This is a genomic window from Leifsonia sp. P73 (genome assembly GCF_051059105.1).
Taxonomy (GTDB): domain Bacteria; phylum Actinomycetota; class Actinomycetes; order Actinomycetales; family Microbacteriaceae; genus Leifsonia.
The window spans coordinates 126,024-146,331 of sequence record NZ_CP194931.1; the positions used below are offsets into that span (position 1 = coordinate 126,024).

Annotated in this window: 24 protein-coding genes and 2 pseudogenes; 17 read left to right on the forward strand and 9 right to left on the reverse strand. The window is 71.6% G+C overall.

The window, feature by feature from the left end; genetic code table 11:
* Positions 1–40 precede the first annotated feature (40 nt).
* Positions 41–1,609 carry a signal recognition particle protein gene (gene ffh / locus ACQ86L_RS00640; protein WP_434317262.1) on the forward strand — a complete coding sequence of 523 codons (1,569 nt, stop codon included), beginning with the start codon at positions 41–43 and terminating at the stop codon, positions 1,607–1,609.
* 13 nt (positions 1,610–1,622) lie between these two features.
* On the opposite strand, the gene ACQ86L_RS00645 is transcribed toward ffh, so the two are convergent.
* The 5 genes from ACQ86L_RS00645 to ACQ86L_RS00665 all read right to left on the reverse strand — a co-directional run bounded on the left by ACQ86L_RS00645 (position 1,623) and on the right by ACQ86L_RS00665 (position 5,001).
* Complete coding sequence (locus tag ACQ86L_RS00645; RefSeq protein ID WP_434317263.1) at positions 1,623–2,312, reverse strand: SGNH/GDSL hydrolase family protein; 690 nt, start codon at positions 2,310–2,312, stop codon at positions 1,623–1,625.
* 76 nt (positions 2,313–2,388) lie between these two features.
* Positions 2,389–3,111, reverse strand: a complete 723-nt coding sequence (locus ACQ86L_RS00650; protein ID WP_434317264.1) for an SGNH/GDSL hydrolase family protein — start codon at positions 3,109–3,111, stop codon at positions 2,389–2,391.
* Positions 3,108–3,554 (reverse strand): SGNH/GDSL hydrolase family protein, encoded by a 447-nt coding sequence (locus tag ACQ86L_RS00655; protein WP_434318954.1) that lies wholly within the window; start codon positions 3,552–3,554, stop codon positions 3,108–3,110. Before ACQ86L_RS00655 ends, ACQ86L_RS00650 begins: the two co-directional genes overlap by 4 nt.
* On the reverse strand, positions 3,437–3,781 hold the full coding sequence (locus tag ACQ86L_RS00660) for a hypothetical protein (RefSeq protein ID WP_434318990.1): 345 nt from the start codon (positions 3,779–3,781) through the stop codon (positions 3,437–3,439). Before ACQ86L_RS00660 ends, ACQ86L_RS00655 begins: the two co-directional genes overlap by 118 nt.
* A gap of 44 nt (positions 3,782–3,825) precedes the next feature.
* Positions 3,826–5,001, reverse strand: coding sequence for a glutamate--cysteine ligase (locus tag ACQ86L_RS00665; protein WP_434317265.1), 1,176 nt, complete (start codon positions 4,999–5,001; stop codon positions 3,826–3,828).
* Positions 5,002–5,205: 204 nt separating this feature from the next.
* Here ACQ86L_RS00665 and rpsP point away from each other — a divergent pair, with 204 nt between their 5' ends.
* From rpsP to rimM, 3 genes are read left to right on the forward strand one after another with little or no spacing between them, the layout of a single operon-like run.
* Positions 5,206–5,679, forward strand: coding sequence for a 30S ribosomal protein S16 (gene rpsP, locus ACQ86L_RS00670; protein ID WP_434317266.1), 474 nt, complete (start codon positions 5,206–5,208; stop codon positions 5,677–5,679).
* 4 nt (positions 5,680–5,683) lie between these two features.
* On the forward strand, positions 5,684–5,914 hold the full coding sequence (locus ACQ86L_RS00675) for an RNA-binding protein (protein ID WP_055920003.1): 231 nt from the start codon (positions 5,684–5,686) through the stop codon (positions 5,912–5,914).
* Between the two features lies 1 nt (position 5,915).
* A complete protein-coding gene (gene rimM, locus ACQ86L_RS00680) occupies positions 5,916–6,572 on the forward strand; it encodes a ribosome maturation factor RimM (RefSeq protein ID WP_434317267.1) in 657 nt (218 codons plus the stop codon).
* An 81-nt stretch (positions 6,573–6,653) separates the two neighbouring features.
* On the opposite strand, the gene ACQ86L_RS00685 is transcribed toward rimM, so the two are convergent.
* Together ACQ86L_RS00685 and ACQ86L_RS00690 are read right to left on the reverse strand one after the other, a co-directional pair.
* Positions 6,654–7,223 carry a GntR family transcriptional regulator gene (locus ACQ86L_RS00685; RefSeq protein ID WP_434317268.1) on the reverse strand — a complete coding sequence of 190 codons (570 nt, stop codon included), beginning with the start codon at positions 7,221–7,223 and terminating at the stop codon, positions 6,654–6,656.
* 4 nt (positions 7,224–7,227) lie between these two features.
* Positions 7,228–7,329 (reverse strand): annotated as a pseudogene (locus ACQ86L_RS00690) (GntR family transcriptional regulator); the annotation flags it as partial.
* Between the two features lie 50 nt (positions 7,330–7,379).
* Here ACQ86L_RS00690 and ACQ86L_RS00695 point away from each other — a divergent pair.
* Together ACQ86L_RS00695 and trmD are read left to right on the forward strand one after the other, a co-directional pair.
* Entirely contained in the window at positions 7,380–8,612 is a 1,233-nt protein-coding gene (locus ACQ86L_RS00695; RefSeq protein WP_434317269.1) for an MFS transporter, read from the forward strand.
* A gap of 10 nt (positions 8,613–8,622) precedes the next feature.
* Positions 8,623–9,303 (forward strand): annotated as a pseudogene (gene trmD, locus ACQ86L_RS00700) (tRNA (guanosine(37)-N1)-methyltransferase TrmD).
* Positions 9,304–9,379: 76 nt separating this feature from the next.
* Here trmD and map read toward each other — a convergent pair.
* Positions 9,380–10,144 (reverse strand): type I methionyl aminopeptidase, encoded by a 765-nt coding sequence (gene map / locus ACQ86L_RS00705; protein WP_434317270.1) that lies wholly within the window; start codon positions 10,142–10,144, stop codon positions 9,380–9,382.
* A gap of 114 nt (positions 10,145–10,258) precedes the next feature.
* Here map and ACQ86L_RS00710 point away from each other — a divergent pair, with 114 nt between their 5' ends.
* The 10 genes from ACQ86L_RS00710 (at position 10,259) to ACQ86L_RS00755 (ending at position 17,871) form a co-directional block, all read left to right on the forward strand.
* Positions 10,259–10,753, forward strand: a complete 495-nt coding sequence (locus tag ACQ86L_RS00710; protein ID WP_345839321.1) for a hypothetical protein — start codon at positions 10,259–10,261, stop codon at positions 10,751–10,753.
* A gap of 214 nt (positions 10,754–10,967) precedes the next feature.
* Positions 10,968–11,315, forward strand: a complete 348-nt coding sequence (gene rplS / locus ACQ86L_RS00715; RefSeq protein WP_345839320.1) for a 50S ribosomal protein L19 — start codon at positions 10,968–10,970, stop codon at positions 11,313–11,315.
* Positions 11,316–11,397: 82 nt separating this feature from the next.
* Entirely contained in the window at positions 11,398–12,804 is a 1,407-nt protein-coding gene (locus ACQ86L_RS00720; RefSeq protein WP_434317271.1) for a ribonuclease HII, read from the forward strand.
* Positions 12,805–12,830: 26 nt separating this feature from the next.
* The gene (locus ACQ86L_RS00725; RefSeq protein WP_018190696.1) at positions 12,831–13,154 is read left to right on the forward strand and encodes a DUF2469 family protein; all 324 of its coding nucleotides are present in this window, start codon (positions 12,831–12,833) and stop codon (positions 13,152–13,154) included.
* Between the two features lie 119 nt (positions 13,155–13,273).
* Positions 13,274–13,630, forward strand: a complete 357-nt coding sequence (locus tag ACQ86L_RS00730; RefSeq protein ID WP_434317272.1) for a YraN family protein — start codon at positions 13,274–13,276, stop codon at positions 13,628–13,630.
* The gene (locus ACQ86L_RS00735; protein WP_434317273.1) at positions 13,630–15,171 is read left to right on the forward strand and encodes a YifB family Mg chelatase-like AAA ATPase; all 1,542 of its coding nucleotides are present in this window, start codon (positions 13,630–13,632) and stop codon (positions 15,169–15,171) included. The genes ACQ86L_RS00730 and ACQ86L_RS00735 overlap by 1 nt, the downstream gene beginning before the upstream one ends.
* Complete coding sequence (locus ACQ86L_RS00740) at positions 15,168–15,614, forward strand: hypothetical protein (RefSeq protein WP_434317274.1); 447 nt, start codon at positions 15,168–15,170, stop codon at positions 15,612–15,614. Before ACQ86L_RS00735 ends, ACQ86L_RS00740 begins: the two co-directional genes overlap by 4 nt.
* On the forward strand, positions 15,611–15,991 hold the full coding sequence (locus ACQ86L_RS00745; RefSeq protein WP_434317275.1) for a hypothetical protein: 381 nt from the start codon (positions 15,611–15,613) through the stop codon (positions 15,989–15,991). Before ACQ86L_RS00740 ends, ACQ86L_RS00745 begins: the two co-directional genes overlap by 4 nt.
* On the forward strand, positions 15,988–16,686 hold the full coding sequence (dprA, locus tag ACQ86L_RS00750) for a DNA-processing protein DprA (RefSeq protein ID WP_434317276.1): 699 nt from the start codon (positions 15,988–15,990) through the stop codon (positions 16,684–16,686). The genes ACQ86L_RS00745 and dprA overlap by 4 nt, the downstream gene beginning before the upstream one ends.
* Positions 16,687–16,767: 81 nt before the next feature.
* Positions 16,768–17,871: a tyrosine recombinase XerC gene (locus tag ACQ86L_RS00755; RefSeq protein WP_434317277.1), complete on the forward strand. Its 1,104-nt coding sequence runs from the start codon at positions 16,768–16,770 to the stop codon at positions 17,869–17,871.
* Here ACQ86L_RS00755 and ACQ86L_RS00760 read toward each other — a convergent pair.
* A complete protein-coding gene (locus ACQ86L_RS00760; protein ID WP_434317278.1) occupies positions 17,834–18,379 on the reverse strand; it encodes a M23 family metallopeptidase in 546 nt (181 codons plus the stop codon). The genes ACQ86L_RS00755 and ACQ86L_RS00760 overlap by 38 nt on opposite strands.
* A gap of 305 nt (positions 18,380–18,684) precedes the next feature.
* On the opposite strand from ACQ86L_RS00760, the gene ACQ86L_RS00765 reads away from it, so the two are divergent.
* Complete coding sequence (locus ACQ86L_RS00765) at positions 18,685–20,193, forward strand: sugar porter family MFS transporter (RefSeq protein ID WP_434317279.1); 1,509 nt, start codon at positions 18,685–18,687, stop codon at positions 20,191–20,193.
* Positions 20,194–20,308: the final 115 nt, after the last annotated feature.

The following is a 20,308-nucleotide window of genomic DNA, read 5'->3' on the forward strand; positions in this document are numbered from 1 at the left end:
TCGGCGGGCGGCCAGCCTCGCCCGGTAGACTTTCTGGATCATGGCTACTTTCGGCTCGCTGTCCGACCGTCTTACGGACACCTTCAAGAACCTGCGCACCAAGGGCAAGCTCTCCCCGTCGGACGTCGACGGCACCGTGCGCGAGATCCGCCGCGCGCTGCTCGACGCGGACGTGGCGCTCGACGTCGTCAAGGAGTTCACCGGCAAGGTGCGCGAGCGCGCGCTGTCCGACGAGGTCAACAAGGCGCTGAACCCGGCGCAGCAGGTCGTCCAGATCGTCAACGAGGAGCTCGTGGCCATCCTCGGCGGCCAGCAGCGCCGCCTCCAGTTCGCCAAGAAGCCGCCGACGGTGATCATGCTCGCCGGCCTCCAGGGCGCCGGTAAGACCACGCTCGCGGGCAAGCTCGGCAAGTGGCTGATCAAGGACGGCCACACGCCGCTCCTCGTCGCCGCCGACCTCCAGCGGCCCAACGCCGTCACCCAGCTCCAGATCGTCGGCGAGCAGGCCGGCGTCCCGGTCTACGCGCCGGAGCCCGGCAACGGCGTCGGCAACCCGGTGAAGGTGGCCAAGGACGCCATGAAGTTCGCCGAGACCAAGCAGTACGACACGGTCGTCATCGACACCGCAGGACGCCTCGGCGTCGACGCGGAGCTGATGAAGCAGGCCGCCGACATCCGCAAGGCCACCGACCCGGACGAAGTGCTGTTCGTGATCGACGCCATGATCGGTCAGGACGCGGTGGCCACGGCCAAGGCGTTCCAGGACGGCGTCGACTTCACCGGCGTCGTGCTCTCCAAGCTCGACGGCGACGCGCGCGGCGGCGCGGCCCTCTCGGTCGCCTCGGTCACCGGCCGCCCGATCATCTTCGCCTCCACCGGCGAGGGCCTGGACGACTTCGAGCCGTTCCACCCCGACCGCATGGCGTCGCGCATCCTCGACCTCGGCGACATCCTGACCCTCATCGAGCAGGCCCAGGAGGCCTTCGACGAGGACGAGGCGCGCAAGGTCGCCGAGAAGTTCGCGACCGACAGCTTCACGCTCGACGACTTCCTCAAGCAGATGCAGCAGCTGCGCAACATGGGCTCCATCAAGAAGATGATGGGCATGCTGCCGGGCGCGGGCCAGATGAAGCAGCAGCTCGACAACTTCGACGAGCGCGAGATCGTGCGCACCGAGGCCATCATCCAGTCGATGACGAAGGCCGAGCGCACCACCCCCAAGCTGCTCAATGGCTCCCGCCGCCTTCGCATCGCCAAGGGCTCCGGCACGACGGTCACCGAGGTGAACCAGCTCGTCAACCGCTTCGAGCAGGCCGCAAAGATGATGAAGACCGTCGCGAAGGGCGGCGTCCCGAACGTCCCCGGCATGGGCCCGATCCCGGGCGCGGGCTATGCGGGGCGCGGCAAGCAGCAGCCCAAGAAGAAGGGCTCCCGCTCGGGCAACCCGGCCAAGCGCGCCGCGGAGAACGCCGCGCTGGCGTCCGGCGTCAAGCCGACGACCGGCGCGACCGCGGGCACGGGCTTCGGGCTCGGCTCGGGCAACAAGGCGAAGGCCGGAGGCCCGACCGAGGAGGAGCTGGCCGCCCTGCAGAAGTTCATGGGGCGCTGAGCCCCGCGGCTCGCTAGGAGGTCACGCCGAGCGGCGCGAGCCGGTCCTCGATGACCTTCGCGACGGCGCGCTCGCCGGCCGCGTTCGGGTGGATGCCATCCGCCTGCACCAGCTCCGGGTGCCCGGCCAGCGGGTAGCCGATGTCGAGGAACGTCCCGCCCACGCCGGTCACGGCCTTCCCGACGATCCCGTTGACGGTCGCCACGGTCGGCGGCGGCGTGTCCGCGCCCCAGACCGTCGTGATGCCGATGATGCGCGCCCGCGGGAACGTGTCGCGCAGTTCACCCAGCAGTTCCTCCGCCGACGAGGCCACGAGCGCGGCGTTCTCCGCGCGGTCGTTCCTGGTGGCCGCGATCAGGATGTAGTCGGGGTGCAGGCCGAGGGCGGTGGCGACCTGCTCGCGGTAGGTGTCGCCGTTCCAGCCGGGCTTGACGAACCCGGAGCCCGAGACCGCGAGGTCCGTGAGCGTCCAGCCGTGCTGCGCCGCGACGAGCGCGGGCCAGGCCTGATCCGGTCGCACGCCCTTGCCGAACGCGATGGAGTCCCCGATGGCGACGACCTGCGGCTTCGCGTGCGCCGCCGGTGCTGCGACAGCGGTGCCGCCGGCGATGGGCCGCGCGGTGACGGCGGAGGAGCAGCCGGCGAGGGCGGCCGCGGCGAGGGCGATCGCGGCGACGGCGATCAGGCGGGGACGGGTGGGCACGGAGTGAGGCTAGACCGCCCTGACTGGCAGATCGCTGTGCATCCCGCCCGGGCGTGTCGGAGTGTGCGGGCGCAGCCTAGCCGCGAGCCGGTCCCGGCTCGATCCGCGCCGTCGCGATGGCGTCCGCGACCGTCCTCCCGAGCAGTTGCTGGCCGGCGCTGGTGGGGTGGATGCCGTCCGCCTGCATGAGGGTGGGCCGGCCGAGGAATGTCTGGGCCAGCGCGAGCCAGTGCCCGCCGACGCCGAGGACGGCGCTCTTCAGGGCCTCGTCGATGATGGTGGCCGTCCGGTCCGCGGCGGTCGCTCCCCAGACCGAGCCCATCCCGATGATCGTGGTGTGCGGGAGCGCAGTGGACAGCCGCTCGATGGCCGCCGCCGTGTCGCGGGTGACCGTCGCGGGGGCGGCGGCCGCCGTGGCGGCGTCGTTGCGCGTCGCGGCGACGATGACCACCTGCGGGCGCAGCCGGATCGCCGCGCTCACCTGGTCGTCGAAGTCGTGCGTGTTGACACCCGGCCTGGTGAAGCCGGCGCCCCCTTCGCCGAGGTCGGTCAGATCCCAGCCGAGCCGGGTCGCCGCGATGAGCGGCCAGGCGTCGTCGGCGGGCACGCCCCAGCCGATCGCGATGGAGTCGCCGATCGCCGCGGCCGTGGGCTGCGCCGCCGTCGACGCCGAGGGGGACGGGGACGACGGCGCGGAGGTGCCGAGCGACGTGCACCCGGTCAGCGCGAGGCCCGTGACGACGGCGAGGAGCACCGCGACGGGGCGCACCCGGCCGGCGCGCCGGATCGCCTGCCTCACACGATCCCGTCGAGCCGGGACAGGACGACCGACGCGATCGCCTGCTGGCCTTCGAGCGTGGGATGCTCGCCGTCGTCCTGGACGAGCCCGACCTGGCCGCGGTACGGCTGGCCGAGGTCGATCCATGTGCCGCCCGCCGCTGTCACGGCCTGCTTCAGCGCATCGTTGAGGGGAGCGAGATCGCTGTCGCTGGCCTCCCCGGTGAGCGCGTTGTAGCCGATCAGGCGGGCCTTCGGCAGAGCGTCGCTCAGCCGCTCGACCGCGGCCGTCATCGCCTTGGCCACGGCGGCGTCGTCCTGGCCGAGGTCGTTGTCCGAGGCGCCGATCAGCACCACGTTCGCCTTCGCGGCGATGGCCTGGTCGATCTGGCCGTTGAAGTCGGCGTTGGTGGAGCCGACGGCGACGAAGCCGCCCCCGGCTCGCTGAAGTTCTGCAGGCCCCAGCGCCGGTCGACGGCCACGAGGGCGGGCCAGGCCTCGAACGGCTCCAGTCCCATCCCGGACTCGATCGAGTCCCCGACGATCGCGACCACCGGGTGCTTGCCGGCCGGGATGGTCGCGCCGACGGCGAGCGGCGAGGAGGAGGACGAGCATCCGCTCAGGGCGACCGTGCCGAGCAGCAGCGCGGCGAGCGCCGTGGCGACGGTGGCGAGAGGCCGGTGGCGGAACATGACGTCGAGCCTAAGGGAGGAGTCTATGGATGGACTATGCACGGTTATGAGCCGCCTGTGCCGGGGTGGGCGGCAACCCGCGGGGTCCGGTCCAGCCCGCTGCGGAGCTCGTGCGTGAGCGAGCTGACCACGGCCTGCAGGCTGCCGCCGTTGGCCTCCGCGACGGCGAGCTGACGCTGGTAGCTGGCGCCGGTGGCGAGCACGTCGGAGACCGTCGCGAGCTCGGCGGAGCAGCTCAGCCGCTCCGCCGTGTCGCCGAGGTCGTCCACGAGCCGGAGGAGCTCGTCGCGCACCAGGCGCTCCGTGCCGTCCGGTGCGACGATGATCTCGGCGTCCAGCCCGTAGCGCGCCGCGCGCCACTTGTTCTCGCGCACGAACCACGGCTGCAGCGTGACCGGCTCGACGCCCTCGTCCAGGTCGCCGGACATCCGGTCGGTCAGGCAGTGGATGAGCGCACCGACCGCCCCGACCTCGTCTGCGGTCGAGAGTCCGTCGCACGCGCGCATCTCGACGGTTCCCCAGCGCGGCGACGGCCGGATGTCCCAGCGCACCTCGCTGTGGTCCTCCACGACGCCGGTGGTGACCAGATCCTGCACGTACTCCTCGTAGTTCGCCCAGGTGCCGAACTGCCAGGGCAGCCCGGCGGTCGGCAGCTGCTGGAACATGAGCGCGCGGTTGGACGCGTATCCCGTGCGGGCGCCCGCCCAGAACGGGCTCGACGCGCTGAGCGCCTGGAGGTGCGGGTAGTAGGTGAGCAGGCCGTTGACGATCGGCAGCGCCTTGTCGCGGTCGTCGATGCCGACGTGCACGTGGATGCCCCAGATCATCATCTGCCTGCCCCACCACTGCGTGCGGTCCAGCAGCCGGTCGTAGCGCTCGTTCGGCGTGATCCGCTGGTCGTACCACTGGGCGAAGGGATGCGTGCCCGCGCACATCAGCTCCACGCCGAGCGGGTCGGTGACCTCCCGGGTCAGCGCGATCAGCTCCTGCAGGTCGGTGATGGCGGCCGGGACGCTGTGGTGCACCCGGCTGACCAGCTCGATGGTGTTCATCAGCAGCTCATGGGTGATCTGCGGGTGCTCCTGGCCGTCGGCCGTGCCGAGCTCGCGGAGCACGTCGTCGGCGATCTGCACCAGGTCGCCGGTGGCGCCGTCGACCAGCGCCAGCTCCCACTCGATCCCCACAGTGGAGCGCTCCGACTCTGCGAATTGGATCTGCATCGCTGTGACCCCGTCCGTCCGATTGTTCATTGGGCGCGCTTTTCTGACAGAATATCTAGTTGAGTTCGACGTGCCCGACCCTCTATCCGGCACGGCGGACGAACAATAGACCTCCTGCCGCGTGTGCCCCCACGCCCACGGCAGTCAGTTCGACAACGAATCCACCGGAACCCTGCGGGTTCCGGACGTCAACACAGGAGAATTGTGGCTGTCAAAATCCGTCTGAAGCGCCTGGGCAAGATCCGCGCTCCGTACTACCGCATCGTCGTCGCCGACTCGCGCACCAAGCGCGACGGCCGCGTCATCGAGGAGATCGGTCTGTACCACCCGACCGAGGAGCCCTCGCGCATCGAGGTCGACTCCGAGCGCGCTCAGTACTGGCTCGGCGTCGGCGCTCAGCCGTCCGAGCAGGTCCTCGTGCTGCTCAAGCTCACGGGCGACTGGGGCAAGTTCAAGGGCGACAAGAACGCCGTCTCGACCGTCAAGACGGCCGAGGCCAAGGAGACGTTCGTCGCCGACGAGAAGAAGAAGCCGGTCCTGAAGCCGAAGAAGGACGAGACCGTCAAGAAGGCGGAGGCCGTCGTCGAGGCCGAGGTCGAGGCCGAGGAGGCCGCTGAGGCCGAGGTCGTCGCCGAGGCCGAAGAGATCACGGCCGAGGCCGACGGCGAGAAGGCGTAACACCTTGCTCGCTCCCGCTCTCACGCACTTGGTCAAGGGCATCGTCGACCACCCGGACGACGTGCACGTCGTGGCCAAGGGTTCGCCGCGTGGCGAGGTCCTCGAGGTTCGAGTGAACCCCGAGGACCTCGGGCGGGTCATCGGCCGCTCCGGCCGTACCGCCAAGGCCCTCCGCACGCTCGTGGCCGCGCTGGCCGACGGCCGGCGCGTCCGCGTCGACGTCGTCGACGACTGAGGTGGCGGACCACAAGCTGCCCCGCAAGGAGGTCGCACCGCGACCGGGTCAGACCGAGCTGCGCGTCGGCCGGCTGACCAAGGCGCACGGCCTGAAGGGCGCTCTGAAGCTCGAGCTGTTCACGGACGAGCCGGAGCACCGCTTCGTCCCCGGCGCCGTCTTCACGCTCCAGGTGCCCACGGCCTCCAAGTGGCACGGCAAGACCCTCGAGCTCATCGAGCTGCGCTGGTACAACGGTCACCCGGTCGGCTTCTTCGCCGGCGTGGACGACCGCACCGAGGCCGAGACGCTGGTGAAGGCCATCCTCTGGGTGAGCCAGGACGCCAAGCAGCTCCCTCAGGAGGACGACGCCTGGTACGACCACCAGCTCGTCGGGCTGAGCGCGCGCCGCGACGGCGTCGAGGTCGGCACCATCGCCCGGGTCGACCACCTGCCCGCACAGGACCTGCTGGTCGTCCGCACGGCCCACGGCGAGGTCCTGGTGCCGTTCGTGAAGGCGATCGTGCCCGAGGTGGACATCGCCGCGGGCACCGTGACGCTGACGCCGCCGGCCGGCCTGTTCGAGGAGCTGCCGGACGACGACGAGCCGGAGGCCGCCGCCGCCCCGGAGGACCTGCCCGAGCCGGAGACCCCCGAACCGGAGACCCCCGAGGACTGACCGTGGCCCGCGCCGACCTCCTCCGTCCCTAGCTCGCCGAGACGTGACTCGGTGCGGGAATCCGCCCGGTCGTTTCCGCGACTACTCACCCTTCGGTGGGCCGACGATGGCGAGGCCGCGGGCGCGGAGGAGGCGCGTGTCCGCGTCCAGGGCTGCGAGTAGGCGTTCGTGGGTCCCGAGGATGTGGCGGTGGATGCTGTCGGCCGCGGCGTCGGCGTCGCGCGCCGCCAGCTGGTCCACGATCGTGCGGTGCTCCTCCCATGCGGTCCGCCGCGCGTCGGCGGTGCGCACCTCCAGCCAGCGGGTGCGGGCCAGCCGGGTCATCGCGGAGGACACCGAGTCGGCGAAGAAGTGGTTGCCGCTGAGCGCGGCGAGGCGCACGTGGAAGCTCGCGCCGGCGCCCACCGCGTCCTCGTCGCGCCGGTCGGGGTCGTAGGCGCCGAGGTCGTCGTGCAGCGCGCGCAGGTCGTCGTCCGAGGCCCGGACGGCGCTCAGCCGCACGGCGGCGGTCTCCAGGGCGTCGCGCAGCTCGCTGAGCCGGGCGATCTCGCCGAGGTCGATGGGGAGACCTCCCAGCCGCGGCCATCGCGGCGGACCAGCCCTCCGCCTCCAGCCGCATGAGAGCGGCGCGCAGCGGGGTCCGGGAGGCACCGAGCTCGGCTTCGAGGCCGCGCTCGGTGATGCGGGAGCCGGGGACGCGGTCCAGGTCGAGGATCGCGGAGCGCAGGCGCTCGTACACGTGGGGCTGCTCGGGCATCGGGCTCCTTCTTTGGTATACCAAGCCGGTATACCGCTAGGGTATACCGCATGAGCCGAGAAACACGAGAAGAGACCAAGCAGGCGACGAGAACCCCTCGGCCGTGGCTCATGCTCGCTCTCGGCGTCATCGGCCAGGCCAGCTCGACGGTCTTCGTCTCGACCCCGGCCTTCCTCATCCCGCTGCTGCACACCGAGCGCGGGCTGAGCCTCGCGCAGGCCGGGCTGCTCGCCTCCGCACCCACCCTCGGCCTGGTGCTCGCGCTGATCGCGTGGGGCGCGCTGAGCGACCGGATCGGGGAGCGCTGGGTCATCGCCTCCGGGCTGGCCGTCACCGCGGCCGCCGCGGTCGCCGCCATGTTCGTCTCGTCGTACGTCGCGCTGGGCGTGCTGTTCCTCGTGGGCGGGATGGCGGCCGCCAGCCCCAACGCCGCGAGCGGCCGCGTGGTCATCGGCTGGTTCGCCAAGGAGCGGCGGGGGCTCGCGATGGGCATCCGGCAGATGTGCCAGCCGCTCGGCGTCGCGATCGCCGCGATCAGCGTTCCGCTGCTGGCGGCCTCCGGCGGGATCGCCGCCGCCCTCACCGTGCCGGCTGTGCTGTGCGGCGTCTCAGCGGTGCTGTGCGCGATCGGGATCGTCAACCCGCCCCGGCCGCCGCGTCGCGCTGCGGAGGGGGAGGAGACGCATCCGCAGGCCACCTGGCGCCCGTATCGGGAGACCTCCCTGCTCTGGCGCATCCACGTCGTGTCGATGCTGCTGGTGGTCCCGCAGTTCACCGTGTCCACGTTCGGGCTGGTCTGGCTCGTCACGGAACTGCACTTCACGTCACTCGCCGCGGGCGTCGTCATCGCGGTCAGCCAGTTCGCGGGCGCGCTCGGCCGGATCGGCGTCGGCGTGCTGAGCGACCGGCTCGGCAGCCACCTGGTGCCGCTGCGCTGGGTGTCGGTCGCGGCGATCGCGGTCATGCTGCTGATGGGCGCGGCCTCCGCGCTCGGCTCGGTGGCCGCCGCGGTGATCCTGATCGTCGCGGCCATCGTCACGGTCGCCGACAACGGCCTCGCCTACACGTCGGTGGCCGAGATCGCCGGGCCGTTCTGGTCGGGCCGGGCGCTCGGCGCGCAGAACACCGGGCAGTTCCTGGCGGCGTCGGTCGTCGGTCCCGCCGTGGGCGCGCTGATCGGCTGGGTCGGGTTCCCGCTGGCGTTCGCGGCCGTCGCGATCTGCCCGGCAGTGGCGGCCCCTCTGGTCCCGCGCGACCGGGAGCTGGCGGTCGTCCCCGAATAGACTTCTGGACATGCGCATCGACATCGTCACGATCTTCCCGACCTTCTTCGATGTGCTCGACATCTCCCTGCTCGGCAAGGCGCGGCAGGCGGGCATCATCACGCTCGGCGTCCACGACCTGCGCGACCACACCCACGACCGGCACCGCACCGTCGACGACACGCCGTACGGCGGCGGCGCGGGCATGGTGATGAAGCCGGAGCCGTGGGGAGGCGCTGGACGCCGTCCTGGAGGGCTCCGACGACCCCGTGCTGCTGTTCCCGTCGCCGGCCGGCGAGGTGTTCACCCAGGCGATGGCGCGCGAGCTTGCCACCGAGTCCCACCTCGTGTTCGGCTGCGGCCGCTATGAGGGCATCGACCAGCGAGTGTTCGACGAGTACTCCTCCCGTGCGCGGGTGCGGCTGGTGAGCATCGGCGACTACGTGCTCAACGGCGGCGAGGTCGCCACGATGGCGATGATCGAGGCGATCGGGCGGCTCATCCCCGGCGTCGTCGGCAACCCGGAGAGCCTGGTCCAGGAGTCGCATGAGGACGGCCTCCTGGAGTACCCCTCCTACACGAAGCCCGCCGCGTGGCGCGGCCACGAGGTCCCCCGGTCCTCCTGTCCGGCAACCACGCCGCCATCGAAACCTGGCGCCGCGAGCAGTCCCTCGCCCGCACCGCCCGCGTCCGCCCCGACCTCCTCCCGTAGCGCCGCCCATCCATCGCTTCCGGAGCTATGTACGCGACACGCCGATGCGAGGCGTACACAACTCCGGAACGGATGGTCAGGGGGCGCTGAGGATGAGGGGGCCGTCGGCGGTGATGGCGACGGTGTGCTCGGAGTGGGCGCCGCGCGAGCCGTCGGCGGAGCGGAGCGTCCAGCCGTCCGGGTCGGTGAAGATCTTGTCGGTGGTCTCCAGGAACCAGGGCTCGATCGCGATGACCAGGCCGGGACGCAGCGGGAAGCCGCGTCCGGCGCGGCCGTCGTTCGGGATGTGCGGGTCGCCGTGCATCGTGCGGCCGACGCCGTGGCCGCCGAACTGCGTGTTCACCGAGTAGCCCTCGGCGTGCGCCACGGCCGCGATCGCCGCCGAGATGTCGCCCACCTTGCCCCCGGGCTGTGCGGCTGCGATGCCTGCGGTGAGCGCCCGACGGGTCGTGTCGATGAGCCGGAGGTCCTCGTCGCGCGCCGAGCCGACCACGAGGCTGACCGCCGAGTCGGCCACCCAGCCGTCGACGCTCGCCGCGAAGTCCAGGCTGAGCAGGTCGCCGTCGCGCAGCCGGTAGTCGTGCGGGAGGCCGTGCAGCACCGCGTCGTTGACGGAGGTGCAGATCACCTTGCCGAACGGGCTGGCGCCGAACGACGGGTGGTAGTCGATGTAGCAGGACTCCGCGCCGCGGCTGCGGATCAGGTCGTGCGCGATCCGGTCCAGCTCCAGCAGGTTGACGCCCACTTTCGCCGCCGCGGCGGTCTCGGCGAGGACCTCGGCGACGAACCGGCCGGCCGGCCGCATCTGCTCGATCTCGGCGGGGGTCCTCAGCTCGATCACGGGTGGTCCTCTTTCTGTGTGCGACTGCGTCCAGTCTTCCATGCAGCGCGGTCGGCAGTCCGCCCACGGCGAACCAGCAGCCAGCGCACAGCCGCGCGACGTTACGCTGGTCGCGTGTTCATCCGCAAGGCGTTCTACTGGTGGCTCTTCCCGTCCGCCGTGGTGCTGCCCGTCTGGTTGCTGATCGGCTGGGCCGCGTTCAACCAGGGCAGCGGCTGGACGTTCCTCGGGCTGCTCATCCTGTGCCCGATCCTCTTCGTCGCGCTGCTCGCGATCGGCGGCATCGTGATGGCGCGCAAGAGCGTCAGGGACGCCCGCGCGGTCTCGTGGTACGACACCGGCCTCCTCGCCGGCTGGAGCGCTTCCATCATCGCCTTCGGGTTCTTCCCGCCCGGCGCCACCGGCTGGCTCGCCGTGCTCGGCGTGCTGTTCTTCCTGGCCATGTTCTGGGTCGGGCTGTGGGAGCTGGTGACGGAGGCGCGCGACCGGGTGGCTGTCACCTTCGCCGCCTACCAGCAGGCTGCGCAGCCGCAGCAGGTGCCGCGGCCGTCCAGCCCCGTGGTGGACGACGCGGACGTGATCGTCATCGAAGAGCACCGCGAGGACTGACCTCCGCTCTCCGCCGCGCCGCGCTTTGGCAATAGGGCCCTGCGCGTGGCAGAATGGTTGTTCGTGCCGCCGCCCGGCTCTGCCGCAGGGGAGCCAGCAATTCGAGCGTGCACACCCAATCGAATCCCGGCCGTCCGTCCGTGTGCGCAGAGCATCCGCACGACGGCCCCGAATCCGTCCCCGACCTGCAGGCGGGTACAGAGAGCGAACAGCAATGCACATCCTCGATCAGGTGGACGCCGCGTCCCTCAAGTCGGACATTCCCGCGTTCCGTGCCGGCGACACCGTCAAGGTGCACGTCAACATCATCGAGGGCACCCGCTCTCGTATCCAGGTCTTCCAGGGCGTCGTGATCGGCCGCTCGGGCGAAGGCGTCCGCGAGACCTTCACGGTCCGCAAGGTCAGCTTCCAGGTCGGCGTCGAGCGTACCTTCCCGGTGCACTCGCCGGTCATCGACCACATCGAGGTCGTCACCCGCGGTGACGTCCGTCGCGCCAAGCTGTACTACCTCCGCGAGCTGCGCGGCAAGAAGGCGAAGATCAAGGAGAAGCGCGACAACTGAGCGTTTCGCGCGCGACTCATCCTGAGCTCCCGGTCCTACACTGGACCGGGAGCTCAGGCGGTTAACGAGCCAGGCAGGGTGCATGACGGACGAGACACTGCCCACGCGGCCCGAACGCGTGGCGCGGGGAGAGCGCGGCAGGCGCAGTGGCCTGCTGTTCCTGCGGGACGTGCTGGTCGTGGTGGTGATCGCGCTGCTCGTGGCCTTCCTGGTGAAGACCTTCGTGGTGCGCTCGTTCTACATCCCCTCCGGGTCGATGGAGAACACCCTCCAGGTCAACGACAAGATCCTGGTGAACGAACTGCAGCCGTCGCTGTTCCCGCTGAGCCGCGGGGACGTCGTGGTGTTCCGCGACCCGGGAGGCTGGCTCCCGAAGAGCCCGCCGGTGGTGCGGAACCCGGTGGCCCAGGCGGCGGACACCGCCCTGACCTTCGTCGGGCTGTCCGCCTCCGACAGCGATGATCACCTCGTGAAGCGGCTCATCGGCCTGCCCGGCGACCACGTGGTGTGCTGCGACGCGGCGGGCCGGATCACCGTCGACGGCACCGCGATCCGCGAGCCGTACATCGTGATCCCGCCCGGGCAGAAGAACGCCGCGACGCTCGCCTTCGACGTGACGGTGCCGAAGGGCCGCATCTGGGTCATGGGCGACAACCGCTACGACTCGCAGGACTCCTCGCGCAACCAGGCGCTCCCCGGGCACGGCTTCGTCCCGCTCGACCACGTCGTCGGACGGGCAGCCGTGATCAGCTGGCCGGTCAGCAGATGGACGTGGCTGGACGACTATCCTGGAAGTCTTCAGAGGCGTGGAGGAGAAGAAGGAATGATGACCCCGGTCTCGCCGTCGCTGCGCTTCGAGAAGGCGCTCTACCGCGACGGCGTCACCTCGATCGTGGCCGTCGACGAGGTCGGCCGCGGGGCGCTGGCCGGCCCGGTGGCGGTCGGCATGGTGGTCATCGACACGGCGGTCAAGCGCATCCCGCCGGGGCTGCGCGACTCCAAGCTGCTGCCGGAGCCGGTGCGCGAGGCGCTCGAGCCCGCCTGCCGGCGCTGGTCGCTGTTCCACGCCGTCGGGATGGCCTCCGCCGCGGAGGTCGACTCGCTCGGCATCATGCGCTGCCTGGGACTGGCCGGCGCCCGCGCCCTCGCGATGCTGGAGGACCAGGGCGCGCAGGTGCGGGAGAGCACGCTGATCCTGGACGGCAACTACGACTACCTCAGCCCCGCGGTGATGCGCCCCGTGCGCGTCGTCACGCGGATCAAGGCGGACCGCGACTGCGCATCCGTGGCGGCGGCCTCCGTGATCGCGAAGGTGCACCGCGACCGGCTGATGATCGGCCACGACGTGGATTATCCGGGCTACGGCTGGGTGAGCAACAAGGGCTACTCGACCCCGGAGCACTTCGCCGCCATCGCCGAGCTCGGCCCGAGCGCGCTGCACCGGCTGACCTGGCTGAAGGACCTCGCGACGCTCGACATGCCGAGCTGAGTCGGCACGGCTAGACTTGGCGAACGATGGATGAGGACGAGTTCGACGACTACGACCGCGAGGTCGAGCTGGCTTTGTATCGCGAATACCGGGACGTCGTCTCGCAGTTCAAGTACGTGATCGAGACCGAGCGCCGCTTCTACCTCGCGAACGAGGTGGAGTTCGTGCGCCGCGACACGGAGCACGACTTCTATTTCGAGCTCACGATGAACGACGTCTGGGTGTGGGATGTCTACCGCGCCGACCGGTTCGTGAAGTCCGTTCGCGTGCTGACGTTCAAGGACGTGAACATCGAGGAGCTCTCCAGCAAGGAGTTCGAACTCCCGAAGGAGCTGGCGCTCGACGAGTGAGTTCGTCGGGTTCGTGCTTCTTTTCCTCCACAACGCTCTGAGCTGACGACTTCTCCACAGATTTCGCTCCGCCCGGTTCTGCCCGGTCGCCTCCGACCACGCTGGTCGTGGGAGGAAACATGGCAGAGAAAGACCGTCTGGGTCGTCGCGGCGAGGCCGTGGCGGCGGACTGGCTGGAGACGCTGGGCTACGAGATCGTGGGCCGCAACTGGCGCTGCGCGAGCGGGGAGCTCGATCTGATCGCACGCCGCGGACGCGTGATCGTATTCGTGGAGGTCAAGACCCGCAGCTCAGTCGAGTTCGGGCATCCGTTGGAGGCGATCACGCCGGAGAAGGCGGCACGGCTGCGCCGTCTGGCGGCTCAGTGGTGCCGCGCGCACGGGCCTATCCGCGGCGAACTGCGGATCGACGCGATCTCGGTGCTCGATGCGTGGAGTGCGACGCCGTCGGTGGAGCACCGGGCGGGGGTGGCGTGATGGCGCTCGCACGCACGTTCGCCGTGGCGCTGACCGGGATGCGCGGCGACATCGTGGAGGTGGAGGCCGACATCTCGGCCGGGCTGCCCGCCTTCGTGCTCATCGGGCTGCCGGACGCCGCGCTCGGCGAGTCCCGCAAGCGGGTCTCGGCGGCAGCCGCCAACGCCGGCTGCGCCCTCACGCAGCGCAAGCTGACCGTCAACCTGTCGCCGGCCTCCTTGCGGAAGCAGGGCTCGGGTTTCGACCTCGCGATCGCAGTGGCCGCGCTGGCGGCCTCCGGCGAGGTCCCCGCCGAGTCGGCCGCCGGGGCCGTCCACGTCGGCGAGCTCGGCCTCGACGGACGGCTGCGTCCGGTCCCCGGTGTGCTGCCGGTCGTTCTGGCCGCCAGGGCCGCCGGGTTCGCCCGGGTCCTGGTCCCGACCGCGAACGCCGAGGAGGCCTTCCTGGTCGACGGAATCGACGTTGTGCCGGTCGCTGGGCTGCGCAGCGCCGCCATCGCGCACGGCGCGGAACTGGACCCGGTGGAGGAGGAGCCCGTCGCCCTCGCGGCGGAGCCCGGCCCCGCGGCGCCGGAACCGGACATGGCCGACGTCGCCGGCAACGACGACGCGGTCGACGCCTTCGTCGCCGCCGCTGCCGGAGGTCACAACGTGTCGATGATCGGGCCGCCGGGAGCGGGCAAGACCATGCTGGCGCGACGCCTGCCGTCCCTGCTGCCCGATCTCACCCCGGAGCAGGCCCTGGAGACGACCTCCATCCGCTCCCTGTCGGGCCGCGGCGTGGGCGGCGGCCTGATCCTGCGTCCTCCGTTCGAGGCCCCGCACCACACCGCGTCGTCCGCCGCTCTCGTCGGCGGCGGCAGCGGTCGGCTGGTGCCGGGAGCGATCGCACGGGCGTCGAACGGCGTCCTGTTCCTGGACGAGGCGGCCGAGTTCCAGCCCAACGTCCTCGACGCCCTCCGCCAGCCGCTGGAGTCCGGCTCCATCGCCGTCGACCGTGCGGCCGCGAGCGCCACGTTCCCGGCCCGCTTCCAGCTCGTACTCGCGTCCAACCCGTGCCCGTGCGGCCGCTATGGCTCGGCCGACGACGAGTGCTCGTGCACTCCCGCGGCCCGCCGCCGCTACCTCACGCGGCTCTCGGGGCCCCTCCTCGACCGCGTCGACATCCGCCTCACCGTGCGCCGCCTCGGCCTCGGCGCCCTGCGAACCGCCTCCGACGGCACCGCCCCGTCGCGCGCGAGCCGCGACCTCCGCCAGACAGTCGAGCGCGCCCGCGCCGCCGCCCGCGAGCGCCTGCACGGCACCGGCTGGACGACGAACTCCCAAGCCGCAGGAACCTGGCTGAGAGCCCCCGAACACCAGCTCGCGGCGTCCGCCCGCGCCACCATCGACCGCTCCCTGGAACGCGGGGCCCTCACGATGCGCGGCTACGACCGCACATTGCGCCTTGCCTGGACACTCGCCGACCTCGACGGCGCGGCCAGCCCGACCGCCGAGCACGTGGCACGAGCCCTGTACCTGAGACGAGGTGCGTCCGCATGAGGAGGATCTGGGTCGACCTCATCCGCGAGGAGCGCGAGAACCCGGAGCGCGGGCGTGAGAGGTGGTGCGGCGAGTGTGCCATCTGGAAGGTGGCGTCCGGGGCGATGGAGAGGGAAGGGGGACGGCAGTCGATGGCGGAGCCGGACGCCTCGGAGACGGCGGAGGACGTGTTGAACCCCATCGCTGAGCGGGGCGGCGCCGAGGCCCACCGCCGAACCGCGCTGCCGACCGGAACGGCGACACATCACGACGCGGAGTCGCCGCCCGGCGCTGCGCCAGTGACCGATGCAGCGACACATCCCGGTCCGAACACCCCGCCCGGCGCTGCGCCAATTACCGACGCGGCGACACACCCCGGTCCGAACACCCCGCCCGTCCCTCGGGACGAACACAATCCGGATTCGCCCGTACGCACTCCGATCGTCCCCGGGCGCACCCGATGAGCGTCGAATCCTTCCCCGCCCTGACGTCCCGCGAGGTCGCCTCCATCGTCGGCACGGTCTCCGCCGGCATGGAGTATCCGGACGAGCGGTCGATGCTGGCGGCCGCAGCGCGGGCCGCCCTGTCATCGGCGATCGAGCCCGGCGACACCGACGCAGCGCTGCTGGTGGGCTCGTTCGGCCCGCTGCCGACCCTCCGCGCCGTGATCGGCGAGACGTCGCCGCAGACCGTGCGCGCCGCGCTGCGCGACGCCGGTTCGCCGGCGCTGCTGCCGATCGACCGGCTCCGCGACGCCCTCGACCGGTGGCGCGGACGCCTCCTCGGGCGCCGCTCCACGCTCCGCTGGAACGCGGCGCCCGCCTCGGCGCGCGGCTCGTGACACCGGAGCACCCGGCCTGGCCCACCGCCCTCGACAGTCTGGAGCTCGGTGCGCCTCTCACCCTCTGGGTGCGCGGCGACCCGGCTCGACTGGCCTCCCTCGAGCGCTCCATCGCGCTCGTCGGAGCGCGCGCCGCCAGCGGCTACGGCGAGCACGTCGCACTGGAGAGCGCGGCCGGCCTGAGCGACCGTGGCTTCGCGATCGTCTCGGGAGGCGCCTATGGTGTCGACGCTGCAGCCCACCGCGCGGCGCTGTCGAGCGGCCAGGTCACCGTCGCATTCCTGGCCGGAGGCGTTGACCGCCTCTACCCGGCCGGGAACGACGACCTCCTGCAGCGCGTCGCCCGCACCGGGCTGCTGATGGCCGAGCTCCCACCGGGCTCGACCCCGACGCGCTGGCGCTTCCTGATGCGCAACCGCCTGATCGCCGCCGCGAGCAACGCGACCGTCGTCGTGGAGGCCGGCGCCCGCTCAGGCTCCCTGAACACCGCCGGTCACGCCGCCCAGCTCGGCCGGCCCCTGGGTGCGGTGCCCGGCCCGATCACCTCGCCCGCGTCCGCGGGCTGCCACCGCCTCATCCGCGAGTACGGCGCGATCTGCGTCACCAGTCCCGACGAGATGGCGGAACTGGCCGAGCCGTTGGGCGAGCACCTCGGTGCCGGGGAGTCGCAGGCGAAAACGCGGGGTGACCGATGATCCGCCGCACTGACCACCGGAATCGCGCGCCCCCGGTGCGTCCGAGAGCGGGTGGCGGCGTCGATGGCGGATGCTGGGGGAGTGAACCTCCGTCTCGCCGTCGACGGCTACCTGCGCCACCTGGAGGTGGAGCGCGGGTACTCGGCGCAGACGGTGCGGGCCTACCGTTCCGACCTCGCCCAGTTCGAGCGGTTCGCCGAGTCGCGCGGGGTGACCGGCACCGAGGAGCTCACCCTCGACCTGTTCCGGGACTGGCTCTGGGAGGGTGCGCAGCAGCAGCTCGCCCGGACCACGCTGGCGCGACGATCGGCCGCGGTGCGCGGCTTCAGCGGTTGGAACGCACGGATCGGAGGCGTCCCCGGGGGCTCTGCCGGGCCGGCGTCAGCGAGCGCGGCTGAGACGGCGGCCGGACCTCTGCCGGCGAGCGGGCCTGAGACGGCGGCCGGACCGATGCCGGCGAGCGGGGCTGAGACGTCGACCGGACCGATGCCGGCGAGCGGGGCTGAGACGGCGGCCGGGCCGGATGCTCTTGCCGTGTCGTCCCTCAGCGCGACCGCCCCCGATCCCGCCGCCCGGCTGCGGGCGCCGAAGGCCGACAAGCACCTCCCGCGCGTGATCACCCGGGCCCAGATCGACGGTCTGCTCGATGCGCTCGCCGCACGTGCGGAGGGCGGCGACCCGGGCGCGATCCGGGATGTCGCGGTCATCGAGGTGCTGTACGCGGCCGGGATCAGGGTCAGCGAGCTCACCGGGCTCGATGTCGACGACGTGGACGTCGAGCGGCTGACGCTGCGCGTCGTCGGCAAGGGGAACAAGGAGCGGGTCGTCCCGTTCGGCGTGCCCGCGCTGCGCGCGATCCGGCGATACCTGCAGGCCGCACGGCCGGCGCTCGCCGCCGAGGGGTCAGGACCGGCGCTGCTGCTCGGGGCGCGCGGTGGGCGGCTCGGCACGCGTGCGGTCTACCAGCTCGTGGCATCGCTGCTCGCCGACCTCCCCGGCGGCGGCCCGGCCGGTCCGCACACCCTGCGCCACACCGCCGCGACGCACCTGCTCGACGGGGGAGCGGACCTGAGGGCGGTCCAGGAGATCCTCGGGCACGCCAGCCTCGGGACCACGCAGATCTACACGCACGTCTCCAGCGAACGGCTCAAGGAGACCTACCGCCTCGCCCATCCCCGCGCCTGACCGGACGGTCATGCGTCGCCGCGGTGGAGGCTCCTCCCGGGCGCAGCGGCAGCAGCACCGCGCGCGGCGGCCGGTCGAAGAACAGCAGCGGCGATACATACTCGCCGTCGACGCGGACACCGACGTGCAGACAGGCCCCGGAGCAGTGCGCGCCGTCGCCGACGATGCCGAGCACCATGCCCCGCGTCACCGACTCGCCCACAGCCAGTCCGGCCGCCACGACGGGCTCGTACGACGAGAGCACCCCCGACCCGTGGTCCAGGGTGAGGACCGGCCGGTCCACGACCACCCCGACGAAGTGCACCGTCGCCTCCGAGGGAGCGGTCACGGTCGCGCCGGGCGGCGCGGCCACGTCGATCCCGCGGTGCCCGGCAGCGTACGGCGAGGGCGGGGCCTCGTAGGGGCGGGCCATCCGGAGCGGTGTGAGCGGCCACGACCAGCGCGGCGAGACGCGCGCGATCGTCGAGGAGGCTGCAGCGGTTCGTGGTGAGAATCCGCCGTCCACCATCGAGCCAAGGCTCCCCCACCCGGCGCACCGGCGCCGGCAAGCCCGACCACGACCGCCGTCGGCCCGGCCGCCACCACGGCGAAACCCACCGCTCTGGACAGACTCCACATTCCTCGATCACCTCCGCATCCAGCCTCCGCCATCGCCCGCCTCCCCGCTCGCCCCCCGCCCGATCCGTGCACAACTCCCTCCCGCACCCACCCTGTGGAGGACTCTTATGCACACGAACGAGTCGGCGTACCGTGACCAGCGCACATTTCCGCCGCCCTCCGCTGAGGGCGGCGACCCGACGGAGGAGGGGTCTCATGTCCGATCAGCGCAGCACCGGGTCCGAGCGGGAGGACGAGGACGTTCCCCAGCCGACTGCGGCGATGCGGCGGAAGGTCGTCGGCCTTGCCACCGCCGCGGCGGTCGGCGGGTTCTTGTTCGGCTTCGACTCCTCGGTCATCAACGGGGCCGTCGACTCGATCCAGCACCACTTCGCGCTCAACGCGTTCGTCACCGGGTTCATCGTCGCGATCGCCCTGCTCGGCTGCGCGGTCGGCGCCTACGTCGCCGGGCGGCTCGCCGACCGGTGGGGCCGCATCCGGGTGATGCTCCTCGGCGCGATCCTGTTTCTCGCCAGCTCGATCGGGGCGGGCCTCTCGTTCTCGGTCTGGGACCTCGGCTTCTGGCGCATCATCGGCGGCCTCGGGATCGGCATCGCGTCCGTGGTGGCGCCGGCGTACATCGCGGAGATCGCGCCCAAGCAGCGCCGCGGCGGCCTCGCCTCCCTCCAGCAGCTCGCCATCACCATCGGTATCTTCGTCGCACTGCTGTCCGACGCGCTCCTGGCCGGCGCCGCGGGTGCGGCCGCGAACCAGCTCTGGTTCGGGCTGGAGGCCTGGCGGTGGATGTTCCTCGTCGGCGTGATTCCCTCGGTCATCTACGGCATCCTGGCCCTGCGCCTGCCGGAGTCCCCGCGCTTCCTGCTCTCCACCGGCCGGCATGACGAGGCGCGGGCGATCTTCGCCACCCTCGTCCCGGAGAGCGACGTCGACCGGCAGGTGCGCGACATCGAGAGCGCGATCCAGGAGGACAAGGACTCGGCCAAGGGCACGCTGCGCGGCAACCGGTTCGGCCTGAAACCGATCGTCTGGATCGGCATCATCCTGTCCGTGTTCCAGCAGTTCGTCGGCATCAACGTGATCTTCTACTACTCCACGACGCTCTGGAAGGCGGTGGGCTTCACCGAGAGCAACTCGCTGCTCATCACCGTGATCACCTCGGTCACGAACGTGGTGGTGACGATCGTGGCGATCCTGCTGGTGGACCGGGTCGGCCGGCGGCCGATCCTGCTCACCGGCTCGGTGGGCATGGCGGTCTCGCTGGCGGTGATGGCGCTCGCGTTCAGCTTCGCCGACAAGGCGAACGGCGCCGTCAGCCTGCCGAACCCGTGGGGGCCGATCGCGCTCATCGCGGCGAACATCTTCGTGATCTGCTTCGGCGCGTCGTGGGGCCCGCTGGTCTGGGTGCTGCTGGGCGAGATCTTCCCGCCGCGCATCCGCGGTGCGGCGCTCGGCGTGGCGGCCTCTGCGCAGTGGATCGCGAACTTCCTCGTCACGGTCTCCTTCCCGCCGATGTCGGACTTCTCGCTGCCCCTCACGTACGGGATGTACGCGATCTTCGCCGCGCTGTCCTTCTTCTTCGTGTTCTTCAAGGTGCCGGAGACGAACGGGATGGCGCTGGAGCACGCCGAGACGCTGTTCGCCAACGCGGGCCGCAGCCGCGGGCCGCAGGTGCGGTCCTCCGGGGACACCGTCCCGCGGTCGTGACGCGGCCCGGCCGGGGTCCGGTTCCTGATAGGATGTCCACTGCACTCCGCATGTCGGAGTGACTACGCGTGTCCGGAACATCCTCTCGCGAGGGTGTGCGCTTCTCCACCGGTCT